The organism is Bacillus cereus group sp. BfR-BA-01380 (assembly GCF_022663535.1).
GTDB classification, from domain to species: domain Bacteria; phylum Bacillota; class Bacilli; order Bacillales; family Bacillaceae_G; genus Bacillus_A; species Bacillus_A cereus_BB.
On the sequence record NZ_JAKUFS010000007.1, the window covers coordinates 150,052 to 172,808 of the forward strand.

Here is a 22,757-nt window from a genome sequence, read left to right on the forward strand (position 1 = left end):
GCTTTCAAGTAAAGAAAAGCCGGTTATTTTTGTATCTTGCAAATTACTAGGAAAAGGAGGAAAATGAAAAGGTCTATACATGTACATAAGGTGAAACTCCTATTATTCTATGAATAATGAGTGCGCTGCTTGGAAAGGTACAGTTAGATTATGAAAGAGAAAACGGGGCGATTGTTTTGAATAGAGCGATTGGTGTAATTGATTCAGGTGTTGGTGGTTTGACAGTAGCAAAAGAATTAATTCGGCAATTACCGAAAGAGCGAATTATATATTTAGGAGATACAGCACGTTGCCCATATGGTCCACGATCTCGTGAAGAAGTAAGACAATATACATGGGAAATGACAGAGCATTTACTAGCGCAGGATATTAAAATGCTCGTAATTGCTTGTAATACTGCAACGGCAGTTGTGCTTGAAGAAATGCAAAAGAAATTATCTATTCCAGTTGTGGGTGTCATTCATCCAGGTGCGCGTACCGCACTTAAAGTGACAAATACGTACCATGTGGGTGTAATTGGAACGATTGGAACAGTGAAAAGCGGTGCATACGAAGAAGCGTTAAAATCGATTAACAACCGCGTATTAGTAGAGAGCTTAGCTTGCCCGCCGTTTGTTGAGCTTGTGGAGAGCGGGAATTTTGAGAGTGAAATGGCGTACGAAGTGGTAAGAGAAACATTGCAACCATTGAAGAAAATGGAGATAGATACATTAATTTTAGGATGTACGCATTATCCGATTTTAGGGCCAGTTATTCAACGGGTTATGGGCGATTCTGTACAATTGATTAGTTCAGGTGATGAAACAGCTCGTGAAGTAAGCACGATTTTATATCATAGTAAGATGCTATATGATATAGAAGAGCAAAGTGATCATCTTTTTTTAACAACAGGAGAAATTGACGTGTTTAAAGAAATTGCTTCAAAATGGTTTGGACAACCAATTGAGAATGTGAAGCATATCGTTTTATAAAGCTGCTGTCTATGTAGCTAGTAAGTTAAGAAAAATATATAAAGACCACCCTTATGTGTGTATTTGAATAAGGGTGGTCTTTTGTTTGCTTAACTATCTATTAGTTGTGGAAGAACAGTTGATAGCTCTTGTTTGATTTGCTTGGCAAATGATGGATGTTTGCCTGAAGTGGATATACTTACAATATACTCGTTATTTCGAATAACGGCAGGTGTATGAAAAGATGATTGTGTGCCGTCACTTACGATATTAACCCACTGAAAATCATGCGCTGCCTGTTTGACTCTCATATTTACATCGTGATGATTTGTTGCGGCATAAATGAGATGAGCATCTTTTATATCTTCATCTGTAAATGCTTTTTGTTTCCATGTAATATAGGAGAGTTTCTGCATTTCCTCGCAAATGTCCGGACTCACAACGGTGACAAGTGCTCCTGTATCCTGTAATCCGCATGCTTTTCGGTATGCAATTTTGCCGCCTCCGATAATGACAACACGCTTGCCTTCTAGATTACATATAAGGGGATATAAGTTACGCATGTACATATTCCTCCATTCGTTCTAATAATGCGGACTTCATATAGGGATCAAATTGAAGGCAGTTACACGTTGTAACGTTCGTATATGTGTGTGCATGGCGCTCAATTTTCCGAAGTAATAATCCGGTAAAGAGAAGGTATGGCATGACATATACGTGTTGAGCCGCTGCTGCTATATGATTAAGTTCTTCGGTAAAAGAAGGCGCTCCTTTTGTTAAAAAAGAGCAGGAAACGGGTATGCCAATTTTTTGCTCAACTGCTAATCCGATTTGCTGTAATTCATGTATAGGTTGAGAATCACTACTACCTCGGCCGATGAGTAGAATTTCGCTATCTTGTATGGGCATGGCTTGACGTATTCTTTTGATTACAAGCTCGATCATGAGCGGGTGTGTACTGAAAGGTGGTACAACTGAAAATGTAATATGCGGATAGCGCTTTTTCGATTGCTCAATTTCGAAAGGAACGTCACGTTTATAATGAGCTGCTGCAAATAATAAAACAGGGACAAGTAAAATCTCAGTTGCTCCATCTACAATCGCTTCTGTAATCGCATCTTGGACAGTTGGTGTTGTGAGTTCAAGAAAGCCAATTTTTTGGATATTTTCACTCCGCTCCTTTATAACGGACTGGACGAAGTGGATGAATTGTTTATTGCCTTCTTGTAATCGACTGCCGTGCCCGATATAAACAATCCCTTTCATTGTTCCGCCACTTCTTTCTCATTAAAAATCGCTTGTAATTCATAATCGATGTTCTGGAATCCGACTTTATTTGCGTACTGTAAAGTTAGTTCATCTGTATACGAGAATGGTAAATTGACAATATGCATGAAACCAAGGCGTTTCACTTCTGCTATAAATGTATCAATTGCGGCGCGCCCTTCAAATACAATGCTATCCCATGTAAATTCAGAGAGCATACGTGTATGAATTTCATCAAAACGATGATCTATTTTATATTCATGGGTCATTATATAAGAGCCAGGGCCGATTTTTTCTTGAATGACAGCAATTCGGTTAATGTTTCGTCCTAGATACACAGTTGTTTTTGTAGAAAACCTTGCTTGTTCACTGAAGAGTCCATATTTCATAAGTGCTTCCTCGGCAGCATGATTCATATGCTGGAGAACTCCTTGTAAGGAACGGATATCTTTCCGATGCTGTGCGCATGATTGTAATAAGATTGCTACGCTTTCGGCTGAACAGAAAACAAGACGCTTGGCATCAAATATTTCACGGAGTTGTTCCTGTGTTAAAGTGTAATCTCGTTTTTGGAAAGTTGGAATTTGATATGTTTCTGCTCCAGCTTCTTGTAATTTTTGCTCTGCCTTACTTGTTTTATTTGATGAAGAGGCGAGTAAAACTTTTTTTCCATGTAATGGCTTATGTTCTTTCCAAGCGATTTGTTTTCGTAAGGATACGACATCCCCAACAATTGTCATGGAAGGATTTGAAATGTGTTCTTTTTTGACGATATCAACAATTGTGGACAGTGTACCTGTAACAACTCGCTGTCTTCCAGTTGTGCCCCATTCGATGACTGCTACTGGTGTATCTTTTTTCTTTCCGGTTTGCAGTAAGTTTTCGCAAATGGTCGGTAAGTTTTTAATGCCCATGTAAAAGGCAACAGTATCACTATTTAAGAGTGAGTTGTAGTTAACATGATCCTGAATCGGCCCCTTTGTATGACCAGTTAGTAACGTCACGCTATTACTGTAGTCGCGATGGGTGAGAGGGATGCCGGCATACGCGCTAGCGGCGATGCTAGATGTAATACCTGGTACAATCTCATAGGGAATGTTTTCTGCTGCTAAAGCGGCCGCTTCTTCGCCAACTCGGCCAAAGATAGAGGGATCTCCGCCTTTTAAGCGGACAACAGTCTTACCTTCTTTGGCAAATTGAAGTAAATGCGTGTTAATCATTTCTTGGCGCATCACATGATTTGTTGGCATTTTTCCGCAATAGACAAGTTCGCATGTTGACTTTGTATAGCGAAGTAAATTTTGATTCAATAAGCGGTCATATAAAACAATATCTGCTTTTTGTAAGCACTCTATCGCTTTTTTTGTAATAAGCCCTTCATCACCAGGTCCTGCACCAACTAAATATACGTATCCGTTCATCTCTACACCTCATCTGTTTTTACTGGAAAGGAAGCCGAGAAGAGGCTTCCTTGTGTAAGTTACATGTATATATAAATATCGCCATCAATAATTTGTACTTCATACGTTTGAATACAGCCGTCATCAGGTTTTTGTACTTCACCTGTTCGTAATGAAATTTTCCAATCGTGCAGCGGACAAAAGACAAATTCGCCAGAAACAATCCCTTCCGCTAATGGGCCATTTTTATGAGGACACCGATTTTCTACAGCGCGAATGTCGCCGTTTGCAAGGTGGAATAAGGCAATAGACATGTCCTTTATGCGCACTTCTTTACCGATTTGTACAGGAAGATCTGCGGCAGGCATAATTTTTATTTTTTCTTTCGTTTGTAACATATGAATCGCTCCTTATTTTACAATCTCTACTTCATACATCGTTTTTAGTGATTGTGTTTCTAGTGCTTGTCCCCAAGCTTCTTCATAGGTATTTCGTGCTGTTTGGAAGCGTTCATTTAATTTAGCGATCATACTTTCATCATGCAGCACTTCTTTTATTTGATCTAAGCCTATTCGTTCTACCCAAGGAGCTGTGCGTTCGCCGTAAATACCAGTTTCACGATAGTATTGTACGTACGCTGTGGCGATGCGAATTACATCTTCTTCCGAAGAGACAATCATTACAAAATCAGCTTCACGTACTTCTGTACCGCCGTTACCTCCGATATAAAGTTGGAAGCCATTTTCAACACAAACGACGCCGAAGTCTTTCGTTAATGCTTCTGCACAGTTGCGCGGACAACCTGTTACACCCATTTTCATTTTATGTGGTGTATCCACCATTTCTAATGACTGCTCAAGCAACATGCCAAGTCCTAATGAATCTTTTGTACCGAAGCGACAGAAGCGGGATCCGACGCATGATTTTACATTGCGAAGAGACTTCGAATAGGCGTAGCCAGAATTCATATCAAGATCAGCCCACACTTTTGGTAAATCTTCTTTTTTAACACCATATAAACCGATGCGGCTTGCACCTGTTATTTTCACGAGTGGGACGTCGTATTTTTTCGCAACCTCTGCAATTTTCATTAAATCATCTGCTGTTGTAACACCGCCGTACATACGTGGAATAACAGAAAATGTTCCGTCATGTTGAATATTTCCATTCAGTCTTTCGTTAACGAAGCGTGATGCTTTATCATCAGCATACTCTTCTGGACAAGTCATACGTAAATAGTAATTTAATGCAGGACGACATTTGGAACAGCCTTCTTCGTGTGCGAAGTTAAGGACGTTTCGTACTTCTTTCGGTGACTTTAACCCTTTCTCATGAATTGCGGCTACAACTTCATCGCGAGATAATGTTGTACATCCGCACATGCCTGCAACTTGGACAGAAGCATCAAAGTTATCTCCAAGTGTATGAGATAAAATTTGTTCAACAACTGGGCGACATTTACCGCAAGATCCTGCCGCTTTTGTACACCCTTTTACTTCTTCGAATGTCTTTAAGTCTTGTTCTAAAATAGCATTAACAATTGTTCCTTTTGTGACACCGTTGCATCCGCAAACAGTTTCATCAGCACTCATACTTGCAACGTCAAGTCCGTTATCTTCACCAGCTTTATGAAGAAGAGAAGCTGGTGTGTATTCTTGTATATCTTCTTCTTTTTTTAACATGCTGAAGAGGCGTGTACCGTCAGTTGTATCACCATATAAAACAACACCAACAACTTTATTGTCCCGAATCAGAACCTTTTTATAGGAACGTGTATATTCGTCAAAAATGGAGATTGCTTTTGTGACATCATCTTCATAAATTTGACCAGCGGAGAATAAATCGCATCCTGCAACTTTCAACTGTGTACCGACGATGCTGCCAGTATATCCATCTGTTTGTGTATTTGTAATGTGTTTTGCTAATATAGCACCTTGTTCATAAAGTGGTGCAACAAGTCCATATGCAATCCCGTCATGTTCTGCGCATTCTCCAACTGCATATATTGCTTCATCATTTGTTTGCATATAGTCATTGACTACAACACCGCGGTTTACAATTAAATCAGCATCTTTTGCTAATTGTGTATTCGGACGTATTCCAACAGCCATCACAATTAAATCGCATGTTACAATATCGCCATCTGCAAATTGAATGCCCTCAACGTGGTTTGTACCAAGAATTTTTACTGTTTTCTTTTCCATAAGGAACTTCATACCTTGTGATTCTAAATCTTCACGTAGTAGTGAAGATGCCTTAGCATCGAGTTGTTGTTCCATTAAGTGCGGCATTAAATGAACAACATGCACGTCCATTCCTAAGTCAATAAGCCCTCGGGCGGCTTCTAAACCAAGTAATCCGCCGCCGATAACAACTGCTTTTTTATATTGCTTAGCGGTATCCATCATAAATTGTGTATCTTCAATTGTGCGAAAACCTGTTACACCAGGAAGATTTGCACCTTCTACAGGTAAAATAAAAGCACTGGATCCTGTTGCGATAATGAGTTTGTCGTACATAACAAGACGATTCTTTTCTGTAACAATGACTTGTTCTTTCCGATCAATTTGCAGTACTTTTTCATTTGTATACAACGTAATATTATTTTCTTCGTACCAACTGTATTCGTTCATAATGATATCTTGTATATTTGTTTTTCCTTGTAGGACGTGGGAGAGCATAATACGATTGTAGTTTGGATGCGGTTCATCTCCAAAAATGGTAATGTCGTATAAGGTATCGTTTTGTTTTAAAATTTCTTCGATACAGCGTATTCCAGCCATACCATTCCCGATCATGACTAAACGTGTTTTCATATTCATTTCCCTTCTTTTTTGTGAAATGTTTAACAAACTTTTATGCTTGTATTATAAAAGTTTTGGGAAATAAGGAGATGTGATATTTATCACAACTTTGGAGGATTCATAAATTGTTCAAAAATGTATGTAGTCTACTTTTGCATTTGATGATTTGATCCTACTAGTTATAAGTAGTAATCCACGGCTAATAGAAAATTCCCTTTATCCAGGTGTTTTTTAAAAGATAAGTTGTCATTGCTTGTTCTAAAGTGAAAACGAGGCTCGTATACATATAGTACAAACTTAGATTTTTTAGGGGGAAAGTGTATGCCTAAATCAACTTTCAAATGGCTTGTTTGTGCTACATTAAGTACAGTTTTATTAGCAGGGTGCGGTTTGTTTAGTAAGGAAAAAGCGACAGAGCAAATTGATCCACCTAAGAAAATAACGTATACGGACGGTGAGAAGAAAGAAACTGCGAAACAAGGAGAAACGAAAAACTTAGATTTATATCTTGTAGATAAAAATGGTTATGTTGTGCCGCAAACGGTACAGTTACCTGCTCCGAAAGATAACGCGGTGATTAAGCAGTCATTACAATATTTAGTGAAAGACGGGCCGGTAACAAACTTATTGCCAAATGGATTTCAAGCTGTGCTCCCAGCGGACACAGAAATGACAGTTGATGTGAAAAAAGACGGGACTGCAGTTGTTGATTTTTCAAAAGAGCTGAAAAACTATAAAAAAGAAGAAGAACGCCGCATTGTAGAAGCGGTTACTTGGACATTAACACAGTTTAAAGAAGTAAAGAATGTGAAGTTCAGCGTGAATGGGCAAGATTTAGCGAAAATGCCTGTTGCTGGTACGCCGATTGGTAATGGGCTAAGCCGAGCAAATGGCATTAACTTTGATGATGAACAAGTTGCTGATCTTGCAAATACAAAACCGATTACACTGTATTTCTTGGCGCAAAGTAATAAACAAAATTATTATGTGCCAGTAACGCGCCGCGTTGCAGAAGGGAAGGAAAACGCAGTAGCGACAATTGTAAAAGAACTCGTGAAAGGACCGTCGCAGAAGTCGGCGTTAACATATGACTTTAATCCAGACGTGAAGTTAATCAATGAACCGAAACTTGAAAAAGGGACGGTGACATTGAACTTTAATGAAAATATTTATGCGAATAAAGATAAAAGTATGATTTCTAACTATGTACTGCAGTCGCTTGTATTATCTTTAACAGAAAAACAAGGTGTAGAAAATGTGTCCATTCAAGTGAATGGAAAGGCGAATCTTGTTACAGAAAAAGGCGATAAATTAATAAAGCCGGTTGATCGTCCGAAAAACGTGAATACAGGTAGTTTTTAAACAGAAATAATTTGATATACTTAATGTAGGAAGAGAAGGGGAATGCATCTAATTCCCCTTCTTTTGTTGCGATACATAACATAAATTTTTAATGGGCTATACTAACAAGTAGTAGTTACAAGGAGGTTATTTTTTATGCGAGTAGATGGTAGACAAGCATCAGAGCTACGCCGTATACATATTCATACGAATTATTTAAAACATCCAGAAGGGTCTGTACTAATTGAAGTTGGTGATACAAAGGTTATTTGTACAGCAACGATTGAAGATCGAGTTCCTCCGTTTATGAGAGGTGAAGGAAAAGGATGGGTTACCGCAGAATATTCCATGATTCCTCGTGCAACAGAACAACGTACCATTCGCGAATCAAGTAAAGGAAAAGTAACGGGACGTACAATGGAAATTCAACGTTTAATTGGACGAGCATTGCGTGCTGTTGTTGATTTAGAAGCACTTGGTGAAAAAACAATTTGGATTGACTGTGATGTAATTCAAGCTGACGGCGGCACGCGAACAGCTTCTATTACTGGTGCGTATGTAGCGATGGTATTAGCGTTTGAGAAGCTTGTATCAGCAGGGAAAATATCGAAACTTCCAGTGAAAGATTTCTTGGCGGCAACGTCTGTTGGAATCGTTGATGAACATGGTATTGTATTAGATTTAAATTATGCAGAAGATTCTAAGGCGAATGTTGATATGAATGTCATTATGACAGGAAGAGGACACTTTGTTGAAGTGCAAGGTACAGGAGAAGAAGCAACATTTAGCCGCGGTGAATTGAACGAGTTGCTTGATGCAGCAGAACAAGGGATTTTACAGCTTGTTGAAATGCAAAAAGAAGCATTAGGTGATATTGTAACTCATATGGAATAGAGGTGGAAATATGAAACAAGTTGTCGTAGCGACAAAGAATGCCGGGAAAGTACGTGAATTTGCCGAGCTATTTGAAAAGTTTGATTTAGAAGTAAAATCACTTTACGATTTTCCTCATATTGAAGAAGTAGAGGAAACGGGTGAAACGTTTGAAGAAAACGCGATTTTAAAGGCGGAACATCTGTGTAAACAGCTAGGTGAAATTGTCATTGCAGATGATTCTGGTTTAATTGTAGATGCTTTGCAGGGGAAACCAGGTGTTCACTCTGCTCGTTATGCAGGTGAGGAAAAGAATGATCAAGCTAACATTCAAAAGGTGTTAGACGGATTAAAGGATGTTATAATGGAGAAACGTACAGCACGTTTTTATTGCGCATTAGCTGTTGCATTTCCGCAAGAAGATAAAAAACCATTGATTGTAAATGGAACATGTGAAGGAAAGATTTTAGAACAGCAGCGCGGGGAAAATGGTTTTGGGTATGATCCTATTTTTTATGTAGAAGAATACAAAAGCGCAATGGCAGAACTGTCGTCAGATGAGAAAAATAAAATTAGTCATCGCGGACGTGCGCTACGTAAATTAGAAGAAAAAATTCCAGCCTGGTTTTTAGGAGAAGAATAAAGTGAAACTTCCATCAGTGTGGGTGGCTTCATCCCCGCCTGATGGATAGTTGAACCAATCGGGCTTTTACGGGCAGTTGTCCCCCACCTATCTTCTTCGATTTTGGGAGATCTTACTGCCCGCGAATAGCGGGAGAATAAGGGAGCGAAACCGATGAAGGCGTTAATTGTGAGCGACAGTCACGGTTCTGTGAAAGAGCTAAAGCAATTAAAAGAACAGTACGAGGGAAACGTAGATGTGATGATTCATTGCGGTGATTCGGAATTAACATCGCAGCACGCTGAATTAGAAGGATTTCATGTGGTGAAAGGAAACTGTGATTTTGCTTTGGACTTTCCAAATGACATCATCACAGAAGTACAACATACACGATTTCTCGTTACACATGGACATTTATACAATATTAAAATGACGCTGCAAACACTTTTATATCGTGCGAAAGAGGCTGAGGCAAATGTCGTTTGCTTCGGTCATTCGCATGTATTAGGTGCAGAAATCATAGACGATATTTTGTTTATTAATCCAGGAAGTATTCTCTTGCCGCGTTCGCGAAGAGAAAAAACATTTGCTTTACTCGAAATACAAGAAGGTCAAATAGACATACGTCTCCTTACTTTAGAAGGTGTAACTGTAGCGCAAAAAACGTTTCAAATAGGGTGAAAAGAAATTTTTTCACCCTATTTGAAAAAAATGTTGACTTTAATTATTAACGATAATATAATGAATATTGTCGATGAGGCATTAGAAAAAATTTCATATTATGCGGGTGTAGTTTAGTGGTAAAACAAGAGCCTTCCAAGCTCTGGTCGAGAGTTCGATTCTCTTCACCCGCTCCATGTCCCAGTAGCTCAGCAGGATAGAGCAACGGCCTTCAAGAATAGGAGCCTTTATAGGGAAACGAGAACCTATAAAGTGGACGACACTATATCGGTGAAGCCTTAACAGTTTAAGCTGATGGTAATACCGAGGAAACTTACGATCTTCTAAGAAGATTGAGGAGTTTTGAATGATCAAGGAAACACCTTGATGGTAAAAACTCTAAAGTATGATGAAAATCATCGTGAGGTTCCGTAGAGACTACACGTGTCGCACCTGAGATGGTGAAGATATAGTCCAGACTACAAACAGTATTTGCTGGTAGCGAAAGCTATGGTGGTAAGCTAAGCCGTCGGTCGGGAGTTCGAATCTCTCCTGGGACGCTAAAAAAACCTTGTTATCTTTTGATAACAAGGTTTTTTGTTTTTTAATGGAATTCTTTCTCATGATGTTACATTAATTGTTAATAAACTTCTCAAATACAAACCCAAAATCTTTTACATTGTATTGTTTCTTTGTATCAACAAGCCAGTTGAATGCAATTTGATTAATTTCTTTAAACTGTGCTGCAAGATCTAATTCAGCATTTTTTACATTACTTAATGTAGAAGATGCCATTTCTAGGCTTTTATGTGCGTACTGTGTTGCGATGTCATTTTCGTGAGTAATTTCAGCGATTTTTAGAAGGGCTTTATATAAATCTTTTACTTCTTCAATATGTTTTTTATGTATATCAATGGAGTAATGCTCCCCGCCCATAGTAAATTTAATTTCAATATCTAAATCGACAGTTCCAGCCGTTTCGAGCAGGACGTTAGAAACTTTATGAGTGTTGTAGTTATAACGGCGAAGTGTACGTTTCTTACTTACCGCACTCGTTCCGTCAACGTGAATAAGAGCAGTATTTGTAAAGCAATATTCGTCTGTTTTTGATTTGATTAAAAAATAAATTTTTTCATTTTCTTCATGCATGACATAATCATCAGCATCTACTTTATCGTAATCAGCAGGGGTAATAACGGATCCAATATCACTTAAGCCAAGCATATCAGCTGCGACCTTTTTGAACATAGTGAATCATCCTTTCGTTATTGATTTCAGAATCATCGCAATAATATTATATCATTTGTGCGGAAAGAAATGTTAAATATAAGAAGGAAGAAACGAACGGTGGAATGAAATTTTATAGTGGTAATTCCGTTTGAGAAAATCTCTATAGGTGGTGTTATTGTGTATCATCATACAAAAACAAAAGGAGATTTAGGAGTATTAAAAGCACAAGTTGATTTATATGAAAAGGGTTATATGATACTTGTTCCTCATACTGAGCATGCTCCTTTTGACCTTGTAGCTTATAAAGATGGCGTGTTTAAACGGATTCAAGTGAAATATAGAGAATTAAATGACAAAGGAATTCTTGAAATAAGGTTTCGTTCCAGTTATTCAACCGGGAAAGGGATAGTTATGAAAAATGTAGATAAAGGAGAAATTGATGTTTATTGTGTGTATTGTCCTCAAACTGATGTATGTTATTATTTCGACCCTAAAGTCTTTCGTAAATCAATTAGTTTGAGAGTTAAAGCTCCGAAAAATTATCAAGAAAAGAATATAAATTTTGCAGATGGATATAGGGAAATACCGTAAAACTACCTCAGTATATGTACATGGAGGTAGTTTTTATTTTAAGAAATCGTAATTACTCAGCCATACATTTTATTTAGAAGTTTGGTAAGGGGTAAGTTACAATCCATTTTAATTGTTCGTCATCTAAGTCGCTGCTATGCAGATTACAACATGCCCGCTACTTGCTTTCTTCTTTTGTTTTAAACGTTGCACGTGGCAGAAAAGGGCCCTGACCGATCCAAGCATAGCCAGTCCCTCACGCCCATCTAAAAGAATGCTTTTTTTCTTTTTTCACAGAGTGCCTGAGTAGTAACGTTATTATTATTCAGCATACAGATTGCTGCCACGAAGATAAAAATGGCCATGCACCTCGCTACCTATCTTTGTTTTAAACGTTGCGCGTGGCAGGAAAGGGCCCTGACCGCTCCAAAACATAGCCAGTCCCTCACGCCCATCTAAAAAAATGCTTTTCTGCTTTTTTCACAAAATGACTAAGTAGTTACAAGAAATCTTACAATTCTGTAAGGTACATGTAAGGTAGTTCGATGGTAACTATTTCTAAACATTTTATAATAAAGGTAACAAAGATGAATCGAGGAGGAAAAAATGATGAAAGGATTAGCTGTAGCAGCTTTAACAATTGCTTTTGGAGTTGTTGCGTATGACAAACTGGCTCACATGATCGAGGTTGTAAAACAGTTAATAGCATAAATAAAGATTTAAGGGGACAGAGAATGGAATGGCTATTAGGAATGATTGGAGTTTGTAGTGTAATCTTATTATGCATGTTTCCAATTGGATTATTAAGTTCAAGTACAAGTATATTTTTCGTGTGTTCAATCATCTGTACAATCATAATTATTATGTTGTTGATGAAACGTAGTAAGCTTATTTTCTTTTTTAGCGTCATTGTGATGACGTTTATTGTTCTTCAAATGATAACCCTCTTTGTATATCCTTCTATTATAAAAGCTTTCCATTGAAACTCTCCGCATCGGTAGCCGAGGGTTTTTTGTTTTATCCCGCATTAACGGGCAGTAATACTCCTGCCTCAAAATTCAGCAGAAGCATTGTCCAGTTCCAGTGGCTAGAATGTTCGGTGGCTTCGCTTCTTCCTACGAGGTAAAAAACACCTCTGCGTCAGAAGCTCCATCCCCCTCACATTCTGGACGAGCCACTTCCACATTTCTTTGTTGTCCAGCTCTAGCGGCTAGAATCTCTGGTCGTTTCGCCCCCTCGGCCGAGGCAAAAAGCGCCTCTCCGCCTTGTGCGTGGGCGTCCTGCAATTCTGAGCGAGCCGCTTCCGCCTTTCTTAAGAAGTTAGGCGGGAGATAAACTGCCCGTAAAAGCCCGATTGGTGAGGGCTGATAATCAGTGGGGGATGAAGAAAACCCCCACTGATTAAAGTTTCACTTTATCTTCATTTGTTTATGAAATTTCTACTTTCGTATTTCTCTCTGATATATTTGATTTTTGTGTAGAAGAAATCGACGTTTTCTCAATAAAAACGAACAGATTCCAATTATTGTGTTCCGAACTGTCATTTGTTATATTAACTTTAAAGTGTATTGAAAATCTAAAAAAAGAGGCGAGCGTATGGATAAAAAAGAAAGTACGGTCGTATTGTTTCCGCAATTGTCAGCGCGATTTACTGACGAGGGGTTTATTGCATTGCGTGAACGCCGGTTTGAAGAAGCGTTAAAAAACTTCGAAATGTTGCGCCAATACGGAGCGCAGACAGAGCAATCAGAATTAGCTTCAGTTATTTGTTTGCTAGAATTAAAAGAAATAGAAGAAGCGAAAGAACGATGCGTGAAATTGCTTGAAACAGGAGAATTCTTATTTCAAGATATTCTTGAAACGTATATTACGATTTTAGTGCAAACAAATGATTATGAAGGCATTATTGAAACGGTGCAATCTGTTTTACAAACGAAAGAAATAACAGTAGAGCAAAAAGAAAAATTAGCACAACTTGCCTTGTTTGCAAAGAGTATGCTAGATAGTGAAGAAGTAGTAGAGATAGACGGCGGTTTATCTTTTGATGAACCTGCGTTTGCGGATGCTTTGCTGACTGGTGACTACGGGGAGCAGCTGCGCGCAGTGAATCGTCTTGCAACTAAACATGTCGAGAAGGCTTTGGCGACGTTGCGTACATTTTTATTAGATGAAACGAAACACCCGTATATTAAAACTTCTATCTTATACGTATTAATGGACTTTGGAATACGAGAGAAGATAGAGGTAGAGAAGTTTGGTGAGACAATAACAGTTATACCGGCTAATTTGGCTTATAATCAATATGATACAGGAAAAGTGTTACATATATTATCTGAACGATTAGAGCATGATAATCCATCGATGTATGAGGCAATTATTACATATTGGAAAGAAATGCAGACAAGTCTCTTCCCGTTTCCTCTATTAACAGACAAAGACGAGTTATGGGCAGCTGTTTTAGAGAGAGTTGGAAGGAAACGCTTTGGAATGCCAATCGATGAAGAGAAGCTTCTTCGTGAGTATGATATTACATTGGAAGAATACCATATTGCATATCAGTGGTTTTTACGTATTGAGAAAGAGGGATTTATGCCAGTATAATGAAAAAGAATGTTTCAGTTATTGAAACGAGAGTATTCTATGTTATAATGTAAGGGTTGCAAAAAGGCTTAAATCTGCCTTTTTATAAGAGAATAGAAACAAATATTCTCTTACTTATATGTTTCATATTATTCTCGAACAAAATATACCGTATTTGTCTTTTGGACAAATAGTAGATTGAGAAGTGTATGTCCAAAGTTTTTTATAGTGGATAGAAGGCTGAATTTATCAGTTTGCGTTTGTTGTTTCTTTTTGAGAAATGATAAAGGCCTCAATCTCTAAAGGTATGTGCATACATTATTATAGTTGGAGGGAAAGAATAAAATGGCTGCAAAATGGGAAAAATTAGAAGGTAACGTTGGCGTTTTAACAATCGAAGTTGATGCGAAAGAAGTAAACAACTCTTTAGACGCTGCGTTCAAAAAAGTAGTAAAAACAATTAATGTACCGGGCTTCCGTAAAGGGAAAATGCCTCGTCCTCTATTCGAACAACGCTTCGGTGTAGAATCTTTATACCAAGATGCTTTAGATATCATCTTACCACAAGCATACGGTGAAGCAATCGATGAAACTGGTATCTTCCCAGTTGCTCATCCTGAAATCGACATCGAGAAATTCGAAAAAGGTCAAAACTTAATTTTTACTGCAAAAGTTACTGTAAAACCTGAAGTGAAATTAGGCGAATACAAAGGCTTAACAGTAGAGAAAATGGATGTTACTGTAACTGACGAAGATGTAGAGAACGAATTAAAATCTTTACAAGAGCGTCAAGCTGAGCTTGTAGTGAAAGAAGATGGCACTGTAGAAAACGGTGATACAGCTGTAATCGACTTCGAAGGTTTCGTTGATGGCGAAGCATTTGAAGGTGGAAAAGGCGAAAACTACTCTTTAGCAATCGGTACTGGCACATTCATCCCAGGATTTGAAGAGCAATTAGTTGGTCTAAAAGCTGGCGAACAAAAAGACGTGGAAGTGTCATTCCCAGAAGAATACCATGCAGCTGAACTAGCTGGTAAACCAGCAACATTTAAAGTAACAGTTCATGAAATTAAAGTGAAAGAACTTCCTGCTTTAGATGACGAGTTCGCGAAAGATGCAAACGAAGAAGTAGCAACTCTTGATGAGTTAAAAGCAAAAACTCGTGAGAACTTAGAAGTAAGCAAAAAGCAAGAAGCTGAGCACAAAGTTCGTGACGAAGCAGTAGAAAAAGCTTCTGCAAATGCAGAAATCGACATTCCAGAAGCTATGATCGAAACTGAATTAGAGCGTATGGTTCGCGAATTCGAGCAACGCTTAAGCTACCAAGGCATGAACTTAGAACTTTACTACCAATTCACAGGTACTGATGAAGAGAGCTTAAAAGGGCAAATGAAAGAAGACGCTGCAAAACGCGTAACAACTAACCTTGTTCTTGAAGCTATCATCAAAGCTGAAAACATTGAAGCAACAGATGAAGAAGTAAATGCAGAAATTGAAAAAATGGCTGAAATGTACAACATGCCAGTAGACGCTGTGAAACAAGCTCTTGGTAACGTTGAAGGTGTAAAAGAAGAACTTCAAGTTCGTAAAGCAGTAGATTTCTTAGTAGATAACAGCAAGACTGCATAATAAAATAACAAGGCGCGACATTGCTCGTGCCTTGTTTTATAAATATAAATATATTTGTAAAACATTTTGTTATGAAGAAGGAAATGATTCTTCAAAAGTCGAATATACATATTTCAAAAGTTTTAAAAATTTTTTATTTGTACATAACTAACCATATTATTTGTATTTCTCGCCACGTAGTGACATAATATGTATTTACATACGATACATTTATCGTGTACATACGAAGGCAAGGTTTTAGCACTTTGTAAGGGGTGTGAAAATATGTTTAAATTTAATGATGAGAAAGGACAATTAAAATGTTCTTTCTGTGGCAAAACACAAACGCAAGTTCGAAAACTTGTGGCAGGTCCTGGAGTCTACATTTGTGATGAATGTATAGAACTTTGCACAGAAATCGTGCAAGAGGAGCTTGCAAAAGATGAAGAAGTAGAATTCAAAGATGTACCGAAGCCGGTAGAAATTCGTGAAATTTTGGATGAATACGTAATCGGACAAGATCAAGCGAAGAAAGCATTAGCGGTAGCGGTATATAACCATTACAAGCGCATTAATTCTAGCAGCAAAATTGATGATGTAGAATTAGCGAAAAGTAATATTGCTTTAATTGGGCCAACAGGTAGCGGTAAAACGTTATTAGCTCAGACATTAGCGCGTATTTTAAATGTTCCATTTGCAATTGCTGATGCAACATCTTTAACGGAAGCTGGATACGTAGGAGAAGATGTGGAAAACATCTTATTAAAACTTATTCAAGCAGCTGATTATGATGTAGAGAAAGCGGAAAAAGGAATCATTTATATTGACGAGATTGATAAAGTGGCTCGTAAGTCAGAAAATCCGTCAATCACACGTGACGTATCTGGTGAGGGTGTGCAACAGGCACTTCTTAAAATTTTAGAAGGAACTGTAGCGAGCGTTCCGCCTCAAGGTGGTCGTAAGCATCCACATCAAGAGTTTATTCAAATTGATACAACAAACATTTTATTCATTTGTGGCGGTGCATTTGATGGTATTGAACCAATCATTAAACGCCGTCTTGGTGAAAAAGTGATTGGTTTCGGTTCTGAGAAGAAAAATGCTGATGTAACAGAAAAGCATGTTTTATCGCATGTATTGCCAGAAGATTTATTAAAATTCGGATTAATTCCAGAATTTATTGGTCGTCTTCCAGTTATTGCGAACTTAGAGCCACTTGATGAAGGTGCTCTTGTTGACATCTTAACAAAGCCGAAAAATGCGCTTGTGAAGCAGTTCCAAAAGTTATTGGAGCTTGATGATGTTGAATTAGAGTTTGAAGAAGAAGCTCTTGTTGAAATTGCCAAAAAAGCAATTGAACGTAAAACAGGTGCACGTGGACTTCGTTCTATCATTGAAGGTCTAATGCTAGATGTGATGTTCGAACTTCCATCTCGTAAAGACATTGAAAAATGTGTCATTTCAAAAGAAACAGTAACAGAAAATGCCACGCCAAAATTGGTGCTGCAAGATGGTACTGTACTTGAGCAAGATACAAAAACATCTGCATAAAGTGTTTTGAATAATGGGGGCTTTGGCCCTCATTATTTATGAAGTGGAATATAAACGATAGAAACAGCAATTATATAATTGCTGTTTCTTCTTATGTTTAGCGTGTTTCCTCCCAGGGGATACTGAAGAGTAAAACATAGCGGGAGGAAATGAATATGAGCTGGACAAATATTTTTTTAATCGTTCAACTTGTCTTTGGTGTAATTGTTGGATTATATTTTTGGCATTTACTCCGAAACCAGCGAACGCAAAAAGTTTCAATCGATAGAGAATCAAAGAAAGAGCTAGAGCAACTTCGGAAAATGCGGGAAATTTCTTTAACAGAACCTCTTGCTGAAAAGGTTCGTCCGGCGTCATTTGCCGATATTGTCGGACAAGAAGATGGTATTAAGTCATTAAAAGCAGCTTTATGCGGACCCAATCCACAGCATGTCATTATATATGGACCGCCAGGAGTTGGGAAAACAGCAGCGGCTCGGCTCGTATTAGAAGAAGCGAAGAAAAATACGAAGTCTCCGTTTCGCATGAATGCAACATTTATTGAACTCGATGCCACAACAGCTCGGTTTGATGAACGAGGGATTGCCGATCCATTAATTGGTTCTGTTCATGACCCAATTTATCAAGGGGCCGGTGCGATGGGACAAGCGGGTATTCCCCAACCGAAAAAAGGAGCGGTCACAGATGCACATGGAGGAATTTTATTTATTGATGAGATTGGAGAGCTTCATCCAATTCAAATGAATAAAATGTTAAAAGTGCTGGAGGATCGCAAAGTGTTTTTGGAAAGTGCATATTATAGTGAGGAAAATTCCTTTATTCCAACGTATATACACGATATTTTCCAAAAGGGATTACCGGCTGATTTTCGTCTTGTTGGTGCAACAACACGTTCACCGGAGGAAATTCCTCCAGCGATTCGCTCACGTTGTTTAGAAGTCTTTTTTCGTGAGTTAGATACAGAAGAGATTGAAGAGGTAGCCCAAAATGCAGCTGAAAAGGTATGTATGGAGATAGGGAAACAAGGCGTAGAAATGATTGGAATGTACGCACGAAATGGAAGAGAAGCCATTAACCTTGTACAAATCTCTGCTGGAATGGCAATTAACGAAGGGCGATCTTCTATAAAGGATGAAGATATTGAATGGGTGATTCATTCAAGTCAACTGACACCTAAATACGAAAAGCATATATATCCTATTCCGAGAATCGGTCTTGTAAGTGGCTTGGCTGTATATGGACCCAATACAGGGGCACTACTCGAAATTGAAGTAACAGCAATTCCGGCAAAAGAAAAAGGTTCTGTTGTGGTAACAGGGATTGTTGAAGAGGAGAGCATCGGCAATCAATCAAAATCGATTCGCCGTAAAAGTATGGCGAAAGGTTCTGTTGATAATGTTGTGACTGTCCTTCGTTCACTGGATTTATTACCAGAAGGGTATGATATACATATTAACTTTCCAGGTGGTGTTCCAGTTGATGGTCCATCTGCCGGCATTGCAATTGCAACAGGTATATATTCTGCAGTTCATCGTATGTATGTCAATAATGAAGTAGCGATGACCGGAGAGATTAGTATTCACGGGGAAGTAAAACCAGTCGGCGGCGTTTATGCGAAAGTAAAAGCAGCGAAAAAGGCTGGGGCAAAGAAAGTGCTTATCCCCGCAGAAAATATGCAGCCTATTCTTTATACAATTAAAGAGATTGAAATTGTTCCTGTCCGGAAATTAAAAGAAGTATTTGCATTGGCATGTATACAAGAAAAAATGGAGCGAACAGGTGATACGTTGCTCTCTTTCGAGGAAGATGATGCACAATCGATTTGAAAGAGAGTATTAGCGGGTCAATCGGACTCTTAGAGACAGTTCTCGCTAAGAAGGAAGTTAAATCACTCGGATATTCTAGGCTTTGCTTAAGTCGTTATATGCTTAGGCGAAGTCCTTTTTCTTGAACAGGAAACAGAGTATCAAGTCTCTGCGATTGCATAAGGCTTTATTGTAATATAAAATAGGGAAACAAAGATATTTATGGAGGTGCTATGTCTAATATGAATGCGAACGAAAGAATCGTGCCCCTCCTACCATTAAGAGGCGTTCTCGTATATCCGACGATGGTTCTGCATCTTGATGTAGGACGTGATAAATCGATCAAAGCGCTTGAGCAGGCGGCTATGGAAGAAAATATGATTTTCTTAGCGATGCAAAAAGACGTGAATATCGATGATCCGAAAGAAGATGATGTTTATAAAGTAGGTACGTTAGCAAAAGTGAAGCAAATGCTCAAATTGCCAAATGGCACGATGCGTATCCTTGTTGAAGGTTTACATAGAGTAGAAATGACAGAGTTCATTGAAGAAGATGATGTAATTACAGCTAATGTCCATACGTTAATTGAAGAAGAAGAAGGCGATTTAGAAGAAAAGGCGCTTATGCGTACATTAATTGAGTATTTTGAGCAATATATTAAGCTGTCCAAGAAAATTTCAGGTGAAACGTTTGCGACAGTTGTTGATGTTGAGGAACCGGGTCGATTAGCTGATCTTGTATCATCTCATTTGCCGCTCAAAACGAAGCAAAAGCAACAAATTTTAGAAATTACTGCAGTGAAAGAACGATTACATACGCTTATTTCTTTTATTCAAGATGAAAAAGAGTTATTAAACTTAGAAAAGAAAATTGGTCAACAAGTGAAACGTTCTATGGAGCGTACACAAAAAGAGTACTTTTTACGTGAACAAATGAAAGCTATTCAAAAAGAGCTTGGTGATAAAGAAGGAAAAGGCGGGGAAGTAGAAGACCTTCGCGAAAAGATTGAAGAATCAGGAATGCCAGAAGAAACGATGAAGGCGGCATTAAAAGAGCTGGATCGTTATGAGAAATTGCCGGCAAGTTCAGCGGAGAGCGGTGTCATTCGTAATTATATTGATTGGTTATTATCTCTTCCTTGGACGGAGGCAACAGAAGATCGTATAGATCTTGTACGAGCTGAAAATATTTTAAATGAAGAGCATTATGGGCTTGAAAAAGTAAAAGAACGTGTGCTTGAATATTTAGCGGTGCAAAAGCTTACCAATTCGTTAAAAGGGCCTATTCTTTGTTTAGTTGGTCCTCCTGGGGTTGGGAAAACATCGTTAGCTCGTTCAATTGCGACATCAGTGAATCGCAATTTTGTTCGTGTATCACTTGGCGGTATACGTGATGAATCAGAAATTCGTGGTCATCGTCGTACGTATGTAGGTGCGATGCCGGGCCGCATTATTCAAGGGATGAAAAAAGCAAAAACAATCAATCCCGTCTTTTTATTAGATGAGATTGATAAAATGTCCAATGATTTCCGCGGTGATCCTTCGGCGGCATTATTAGAGGTATTAGATCCAGAACAAAATCATAATTTTAGTGATCATTATATTGAAGAGCCGTATGATTTATCAAAAGTGATGTTTGTTGCAACTGCTAATACGCTTGCAAGCATTCCAGGTCCGCTTCTTGACCGCATGGAGATTATTTCTATTGCTGGTTATACAGAACTTGAAAAAGTACATATTGCCCGTGAGCATTTATTGACGAAACAATTGAAGGAACATGGGCTGAAAAAAGGAAATTTACAAGTGCGCGACGAAGCGCTTCTTGAAATCATCCGTTACTATACGCGTGAGGCGGGTGTTCGTACGTTAGAACGTCAGCTTGCGAAGCTTTGCCGAAAAGCAGCGAAGATTATTGTAACGGAAGAACGGAAACGCGTCGTTGTAACGGAGAAGAATATTACAGAATTGCTTGGAAAACGCATATTCCGTTATGGCCAAGCAGAAACGAAAGATCAAGTAGGTATGGCAACAGGTTTAGCGTATACAGCAGCTGGAGGAGATACACTTGCAATTGAGGTATCCGTATCTCCGGGTAAAGGGAAATTGATTTTAACAGGAAAACTTGGGGATGTGATGAAAGAATCTGCACAAGCGGCATTTAGTTATATTCGTTCTCGTGCAGAAGAACTGCATATTGCCCCTGACTTCCATGAAAAACATGATATTCATATTCATGTTCCTGAAGGTGCGGTACCAAAAGACGGACCATCAGCAGGGATTACGATGGCAACAGCTCTTATTTCAGCATTAACAGGTATTCCTGTTAGTAAAGAAGTGGGAATGACAGGTGAAATTACACTTCGTGGTCGCGTGTTACCGATTGGTGGATTGAAAGAGAAAACATTGAGCGCACATCGTGCAGGTTTAAAGAAAATTATTTTACCGGCAGAAAATGAAAGAGATTTAGAAGATATTCCAGAAAGCGTAAAGGAAAACCTTACGTTTGTGCCAGTCTCTCATTTAGATGAGGTGCTAGAGCATGCATTAGTAGGAGTGAAAAAATGAAAGTAACAAAAGCTGAGATTGTCATTAGCGCAGTCAAACCAGAACAATATCCGGAGGGCGATTTACCAGAAATCGCATTAGCAGGTCGTTCAAATGTAGGAAAATCATCCTTTATAAATAAAATTTTGAATCGGAAAAAATTAGTGCGCATTTCTTCTAAACCAGGAAAAACGCAAACACTAAACTTTTTCATCATTAATGATATGATGCATTTTGTGGATGTACCAGGTTATGGTTACGCGAAAGTATCTAAAACAGAACGAGCAGCATGGGGCAAGATGATTGAAACATATTTCACAACAAGACAGCAGTTAGATGCAGCTGTTCTTGTGATTGATTTACGTCATAAGCCGACGAACGACGATGTGATGATGTATGATTTCTTAAAGCATTATGAAATTCCAACAATCATTATTGCAACAAAAGCTGATAAAATTCCAAAAGGAAAATGGCAAAAGCATTTGAAAGTTGTGAAAGAAACGCTTGATATAGAACCAGGGGATGAAGTCGTATTATTTTCTTCAGAAACGGGTCTTGGGAAAGAAGAAGCGTGGAAAGCGATTCATAAGTTTACAAAAACAAAAAACGTGTGACGAGTGTCACACGTTTTTTTATGATCATTTGGTATAATCATACATATTTTCTTTCAATTGAAAGAAGCTAGTAAAAGATAGTTTTTTTAGCATAGATGGAATAGTTTCCATTACTTGATTCCGAAAATTTTTTTTGGTAACGTACAGATAGAATGTTATTATTTTATAATTATTATAAAGTGAAACTTCCCTTTTAGGAGTGTCTTTCTCCTAAAAGGGTTAGCTGAACCAATCGGGCTCAAAGGGACAGTATCTTCGTTGGATAAGCAGTTTTTACTGTCCCTTTGAGCGGGATAAAGTGAAGATTCTCTTTGAGTGGGAAGTGGGATATTACTATTCT

General features: G+C 38.3%; 19 protein-coding genes and 1 tRNA gene. 14 read left to right on the forward strand and 6 right to left on the reverse strand.

The window, feature by feature from the left end; all coding sequences use genetic code 11:
- Positions 1–116 precede the first annotated feature (116 nt).
- A complete protein-coding gene (gene racE / locus MR076_RS09130) occupies positions 117–971 on the forward strand; it encodes a glutamate racemase (protein WP_277928430.1) in 855 nt (284 codons plus the stop codon).
- 89 nt (positions 972–1,060) lie between these two features.
- Here the strand turns inward: racE and MR076_RS09135 are convergent, their stop codons facing one another.
- Genes MR076_RS09135 through nirB form a run of 5 tightly spaced genes read right to left on the reverse strand, consistent with a single transcriptional unit; the run spans position 1,061 to position 6,432 of the window.
- On the reverse strand, positions 1,061–1,513 hold the full coding sequence (locus MR076_RS09135) for a precorrin-2 dehydrogenase (protein ID WP_242219874.1): 453 nt from the start codon (positions 1,511–1,513) through the stop codon (positions 1,061–1,063).
- On the reverse strand, positions 1,506–2,216 hold the full coding sequence (locus tag MR076_RS09140) for a sirohydrochlorin chelatase (RefSeq protein ID WP_242219875.1): 711 nt from the start codon (positions 2,214–2,216) through the stop codon (positions 1,506–1,508). Before MR076_RS09140 ends, MR076_RS09135 begins: the two co-directional genes overlap by 8 nt.
- Positions 2,213–3,637 (reverse strand): uroporphyrin-III C-methyltransferase, encoded by a 1,425-nt coding sequence (locus tag MR076_RS09145; RefSeq protein WP_242219877.1) that lies wholly within the window; start codon positions 3,635–3,637, stop codon positions 2,213–2,215. The genes MR076_RS09140 and MR076_RS09145 overlap by 4 nt, the downstream gene beginning before the upstream one ends.
- 59 nt (positions 3,638–3,696) lie before the next feature.
- Positions 3,697–4,014 carry a nitrite reductase small subunit NirD gene (nirD, locus tag MR076_RS09150; protein WP_242219879.1) on the reverse strand — a complete coding sequence of 106 codons (318 nt, stop codon included), beginning with the start codon at positions 4,012–4,014 and terminating at the stop codon, positions 3,697–3,699.
- Positions 4,015–4,026: 12 nt separating this feature from the next.
- Positions 4,027–6,432, reverse strand: a complete 2,406-nt coding sequence (gene nirB / locus MR076_RS09155) for a nitrite reductase large subunit NirB (RefSeq protein ID WP_242219881.1) — start codon at positions 6,430–6,432, stop codon at positions 4,027–4,029.
- Between the two features lie 309 nt (positions 6,433–6,741).
- On the opposite strand from nirB, the gene MR076_RS09160 reads away from it, so the two are divergent.
- From MR076_RS09160 to MR076_RS09180, 5 genes are all read left to right on the forward strand, one after another.
- Positions 6,742–7,782, forward strand: a complete 1,041-nt coding sequence (locus tag MR076_RS09160; protein WP_242219883.1) for a GerMN domain-containing protein — start codon at positions 6,742–6,744, stop codon at positions 7,780–7,782.
- Between the two features lie 135 nt (positions 7,783–7,917).
- Positions 7,918–8,655 (forward strand): ribonuclease PH, encoded by a 738-nt coding sequence (rph, locus tag MR076_RS09165; protein ID WP_242219885.1) that lies wholly within the window; start codon positions 7,918–7,920, stop codon positions 8,653–8,655.
- A gap of 10 nt (positions 8,656–8,665) precedes the next feature.
- Entirely contained in the window at positions 8,666–9,277 is a 612-nt protein-coding gene (locus MR076_RS09170) for an XTP/dITP diphosphatase (protein WP_242219887.1), read from the forward strand.
- A 153-nt stretch (positions 9,278–9,430) separates the two neighbouring features.
- On the forward strand, positions 9,431–9,937 hold the full coding sequence (locus MR076_RS09175) for a metallophosphoesterase (RefSeq protein WP_242219889.1): 507 nt from the start codon (positions 9,431–9,433) through the stop codon (positions 9,935–9,937).
- Between the two features lie 102 nt (positions 9,938–10,039).
- Positions 10,040–10,113: transfer RNA gene (locus tag MR076_RS09180), tRNA-Gly, on the forward strand.
- Positions 10,114–10,549: 436 nt separating this feature from the next.
- On the opposite strand, the gene MR076_RS09185 is transcribed toward MR076_RS09180, so the two are convergent.
- Positions 10,550–11,164: a PH domain-containing protein gene (locus MR076_RS09185; RefSeq protein WP_242219892.1), complete on the reverse strand. Its 615-nt coding sequence runs from the start codon at positions 11,162–11,164 to the stop codon at positions 10,550–10,552.
- Positions 11,165–11,323: 159 nt separating this feature from the next.
- Here MR076_RS09185 and MR076_RS09190 point away from each other — a divergent pair, with 159 nt between their 5' ends.
- The 8 genes from MR076_RS09190 (at position 11,324) to ysxC (ending at position 22,417) form a co-directional block, all read left to right on the forward strand.
- Positions 11,324–11,737, forward strand: coding sequence for a group I intron-associated PD-(D/E)XK endonuclease (locus tag MR076_RS09190; protein ID WP_242219895.1), 414 nt, complete (start codon positions 11,324–11,326; stop codon positions 11,735–11,737).
- A 713-nt stretch (positions 11,738–12,450) separates the two neighbouring features.
- Positions 12,451–12,699, forward strand: coding sequence for a hypothetical protein (locus MR076_RS09195; RefSeq protein WP_242219897.1), 249 nt, complete (start codon positions 12,451–12,453; stop codon positions 12,697–12,699).
- Between the two features lie 613 nt (positions 12,700–13,312).
- Positions 13,313–14,317, forward strand: coding sequence for a hypothetical protein (locus tag MR076_RS09200; protein ID WP_242219899.1), 1,005 nt, complete (start codon positions 13,313–13,315; stop codon positions 14,315–14,317).
- Between the two features lie 324 nt (positions 14,318–14,641).
- Positions 14,642–15,925, forward strand: coding sequence for a trigger factor (tig, locus tag MR076_RS09205; RefSeq protein WP_242219901.1), 1,284 nt, complete (start codon positions 14,642–14,644; stop codon positions 15,923–15,925).
- A gap of 264 nt (positions 15,926–16,189) precedes the next feature.
- Positions 16,190–17,455 carry an ATP-dependent protease ATP-binding subunit ClpX gene (gene clpX, locus MR076_RS09210; RefSeq protein WP_242219903.1) on the forward strand — a complete coding sequence of 422 codons (1,266 nt, stop codon included), beginning with the start codon at positions 16,190–16,192 and terminating at the stop codon, positions 17,453–17,455.
- A 155-nt stretch (positions 17,456–17,610) separates the two neighbouring features.
- On the forward strand, positions 17,611–19,281 hold the full coding sequence (gene lonB, locus MR076_RS09215; protein ID WP_242219906.1) for an ATP-dependent protease LonB: 1,671 nt from the start codon (positions 17,611–17,613) through the stop codon (positions 19,279–19,281).
- Positions 19,282–19,493: 212 nt separating this feature from the next.
- Entirely contained in the window at positions 19,494–21,824 is a 2,331-nt protein-coding gene (lon, locus tag MR076_RS09220) for an endopeptidase La (protein WP_242219908.1), read from the forward strand.
- Positions 21,821–22,417: a ribosome biogenesis GTP-binding protein YsxC gene (gene ysxC, locus MR076_RS09225; RefSeq protein ID WP_242219910.1), complete on the forward strand. Its 597-nt coding sequence runs from the start codon at positions 21,821–21,823 to the stop codon at positions 22,415–22,417. The genes lon and ysxC overlap by 4 nt, the downstream gene beginning before the upstream one ends.
- The last annotated feature ends 340 nt before the right edge of the window (positions 22,418–22,757 follow it).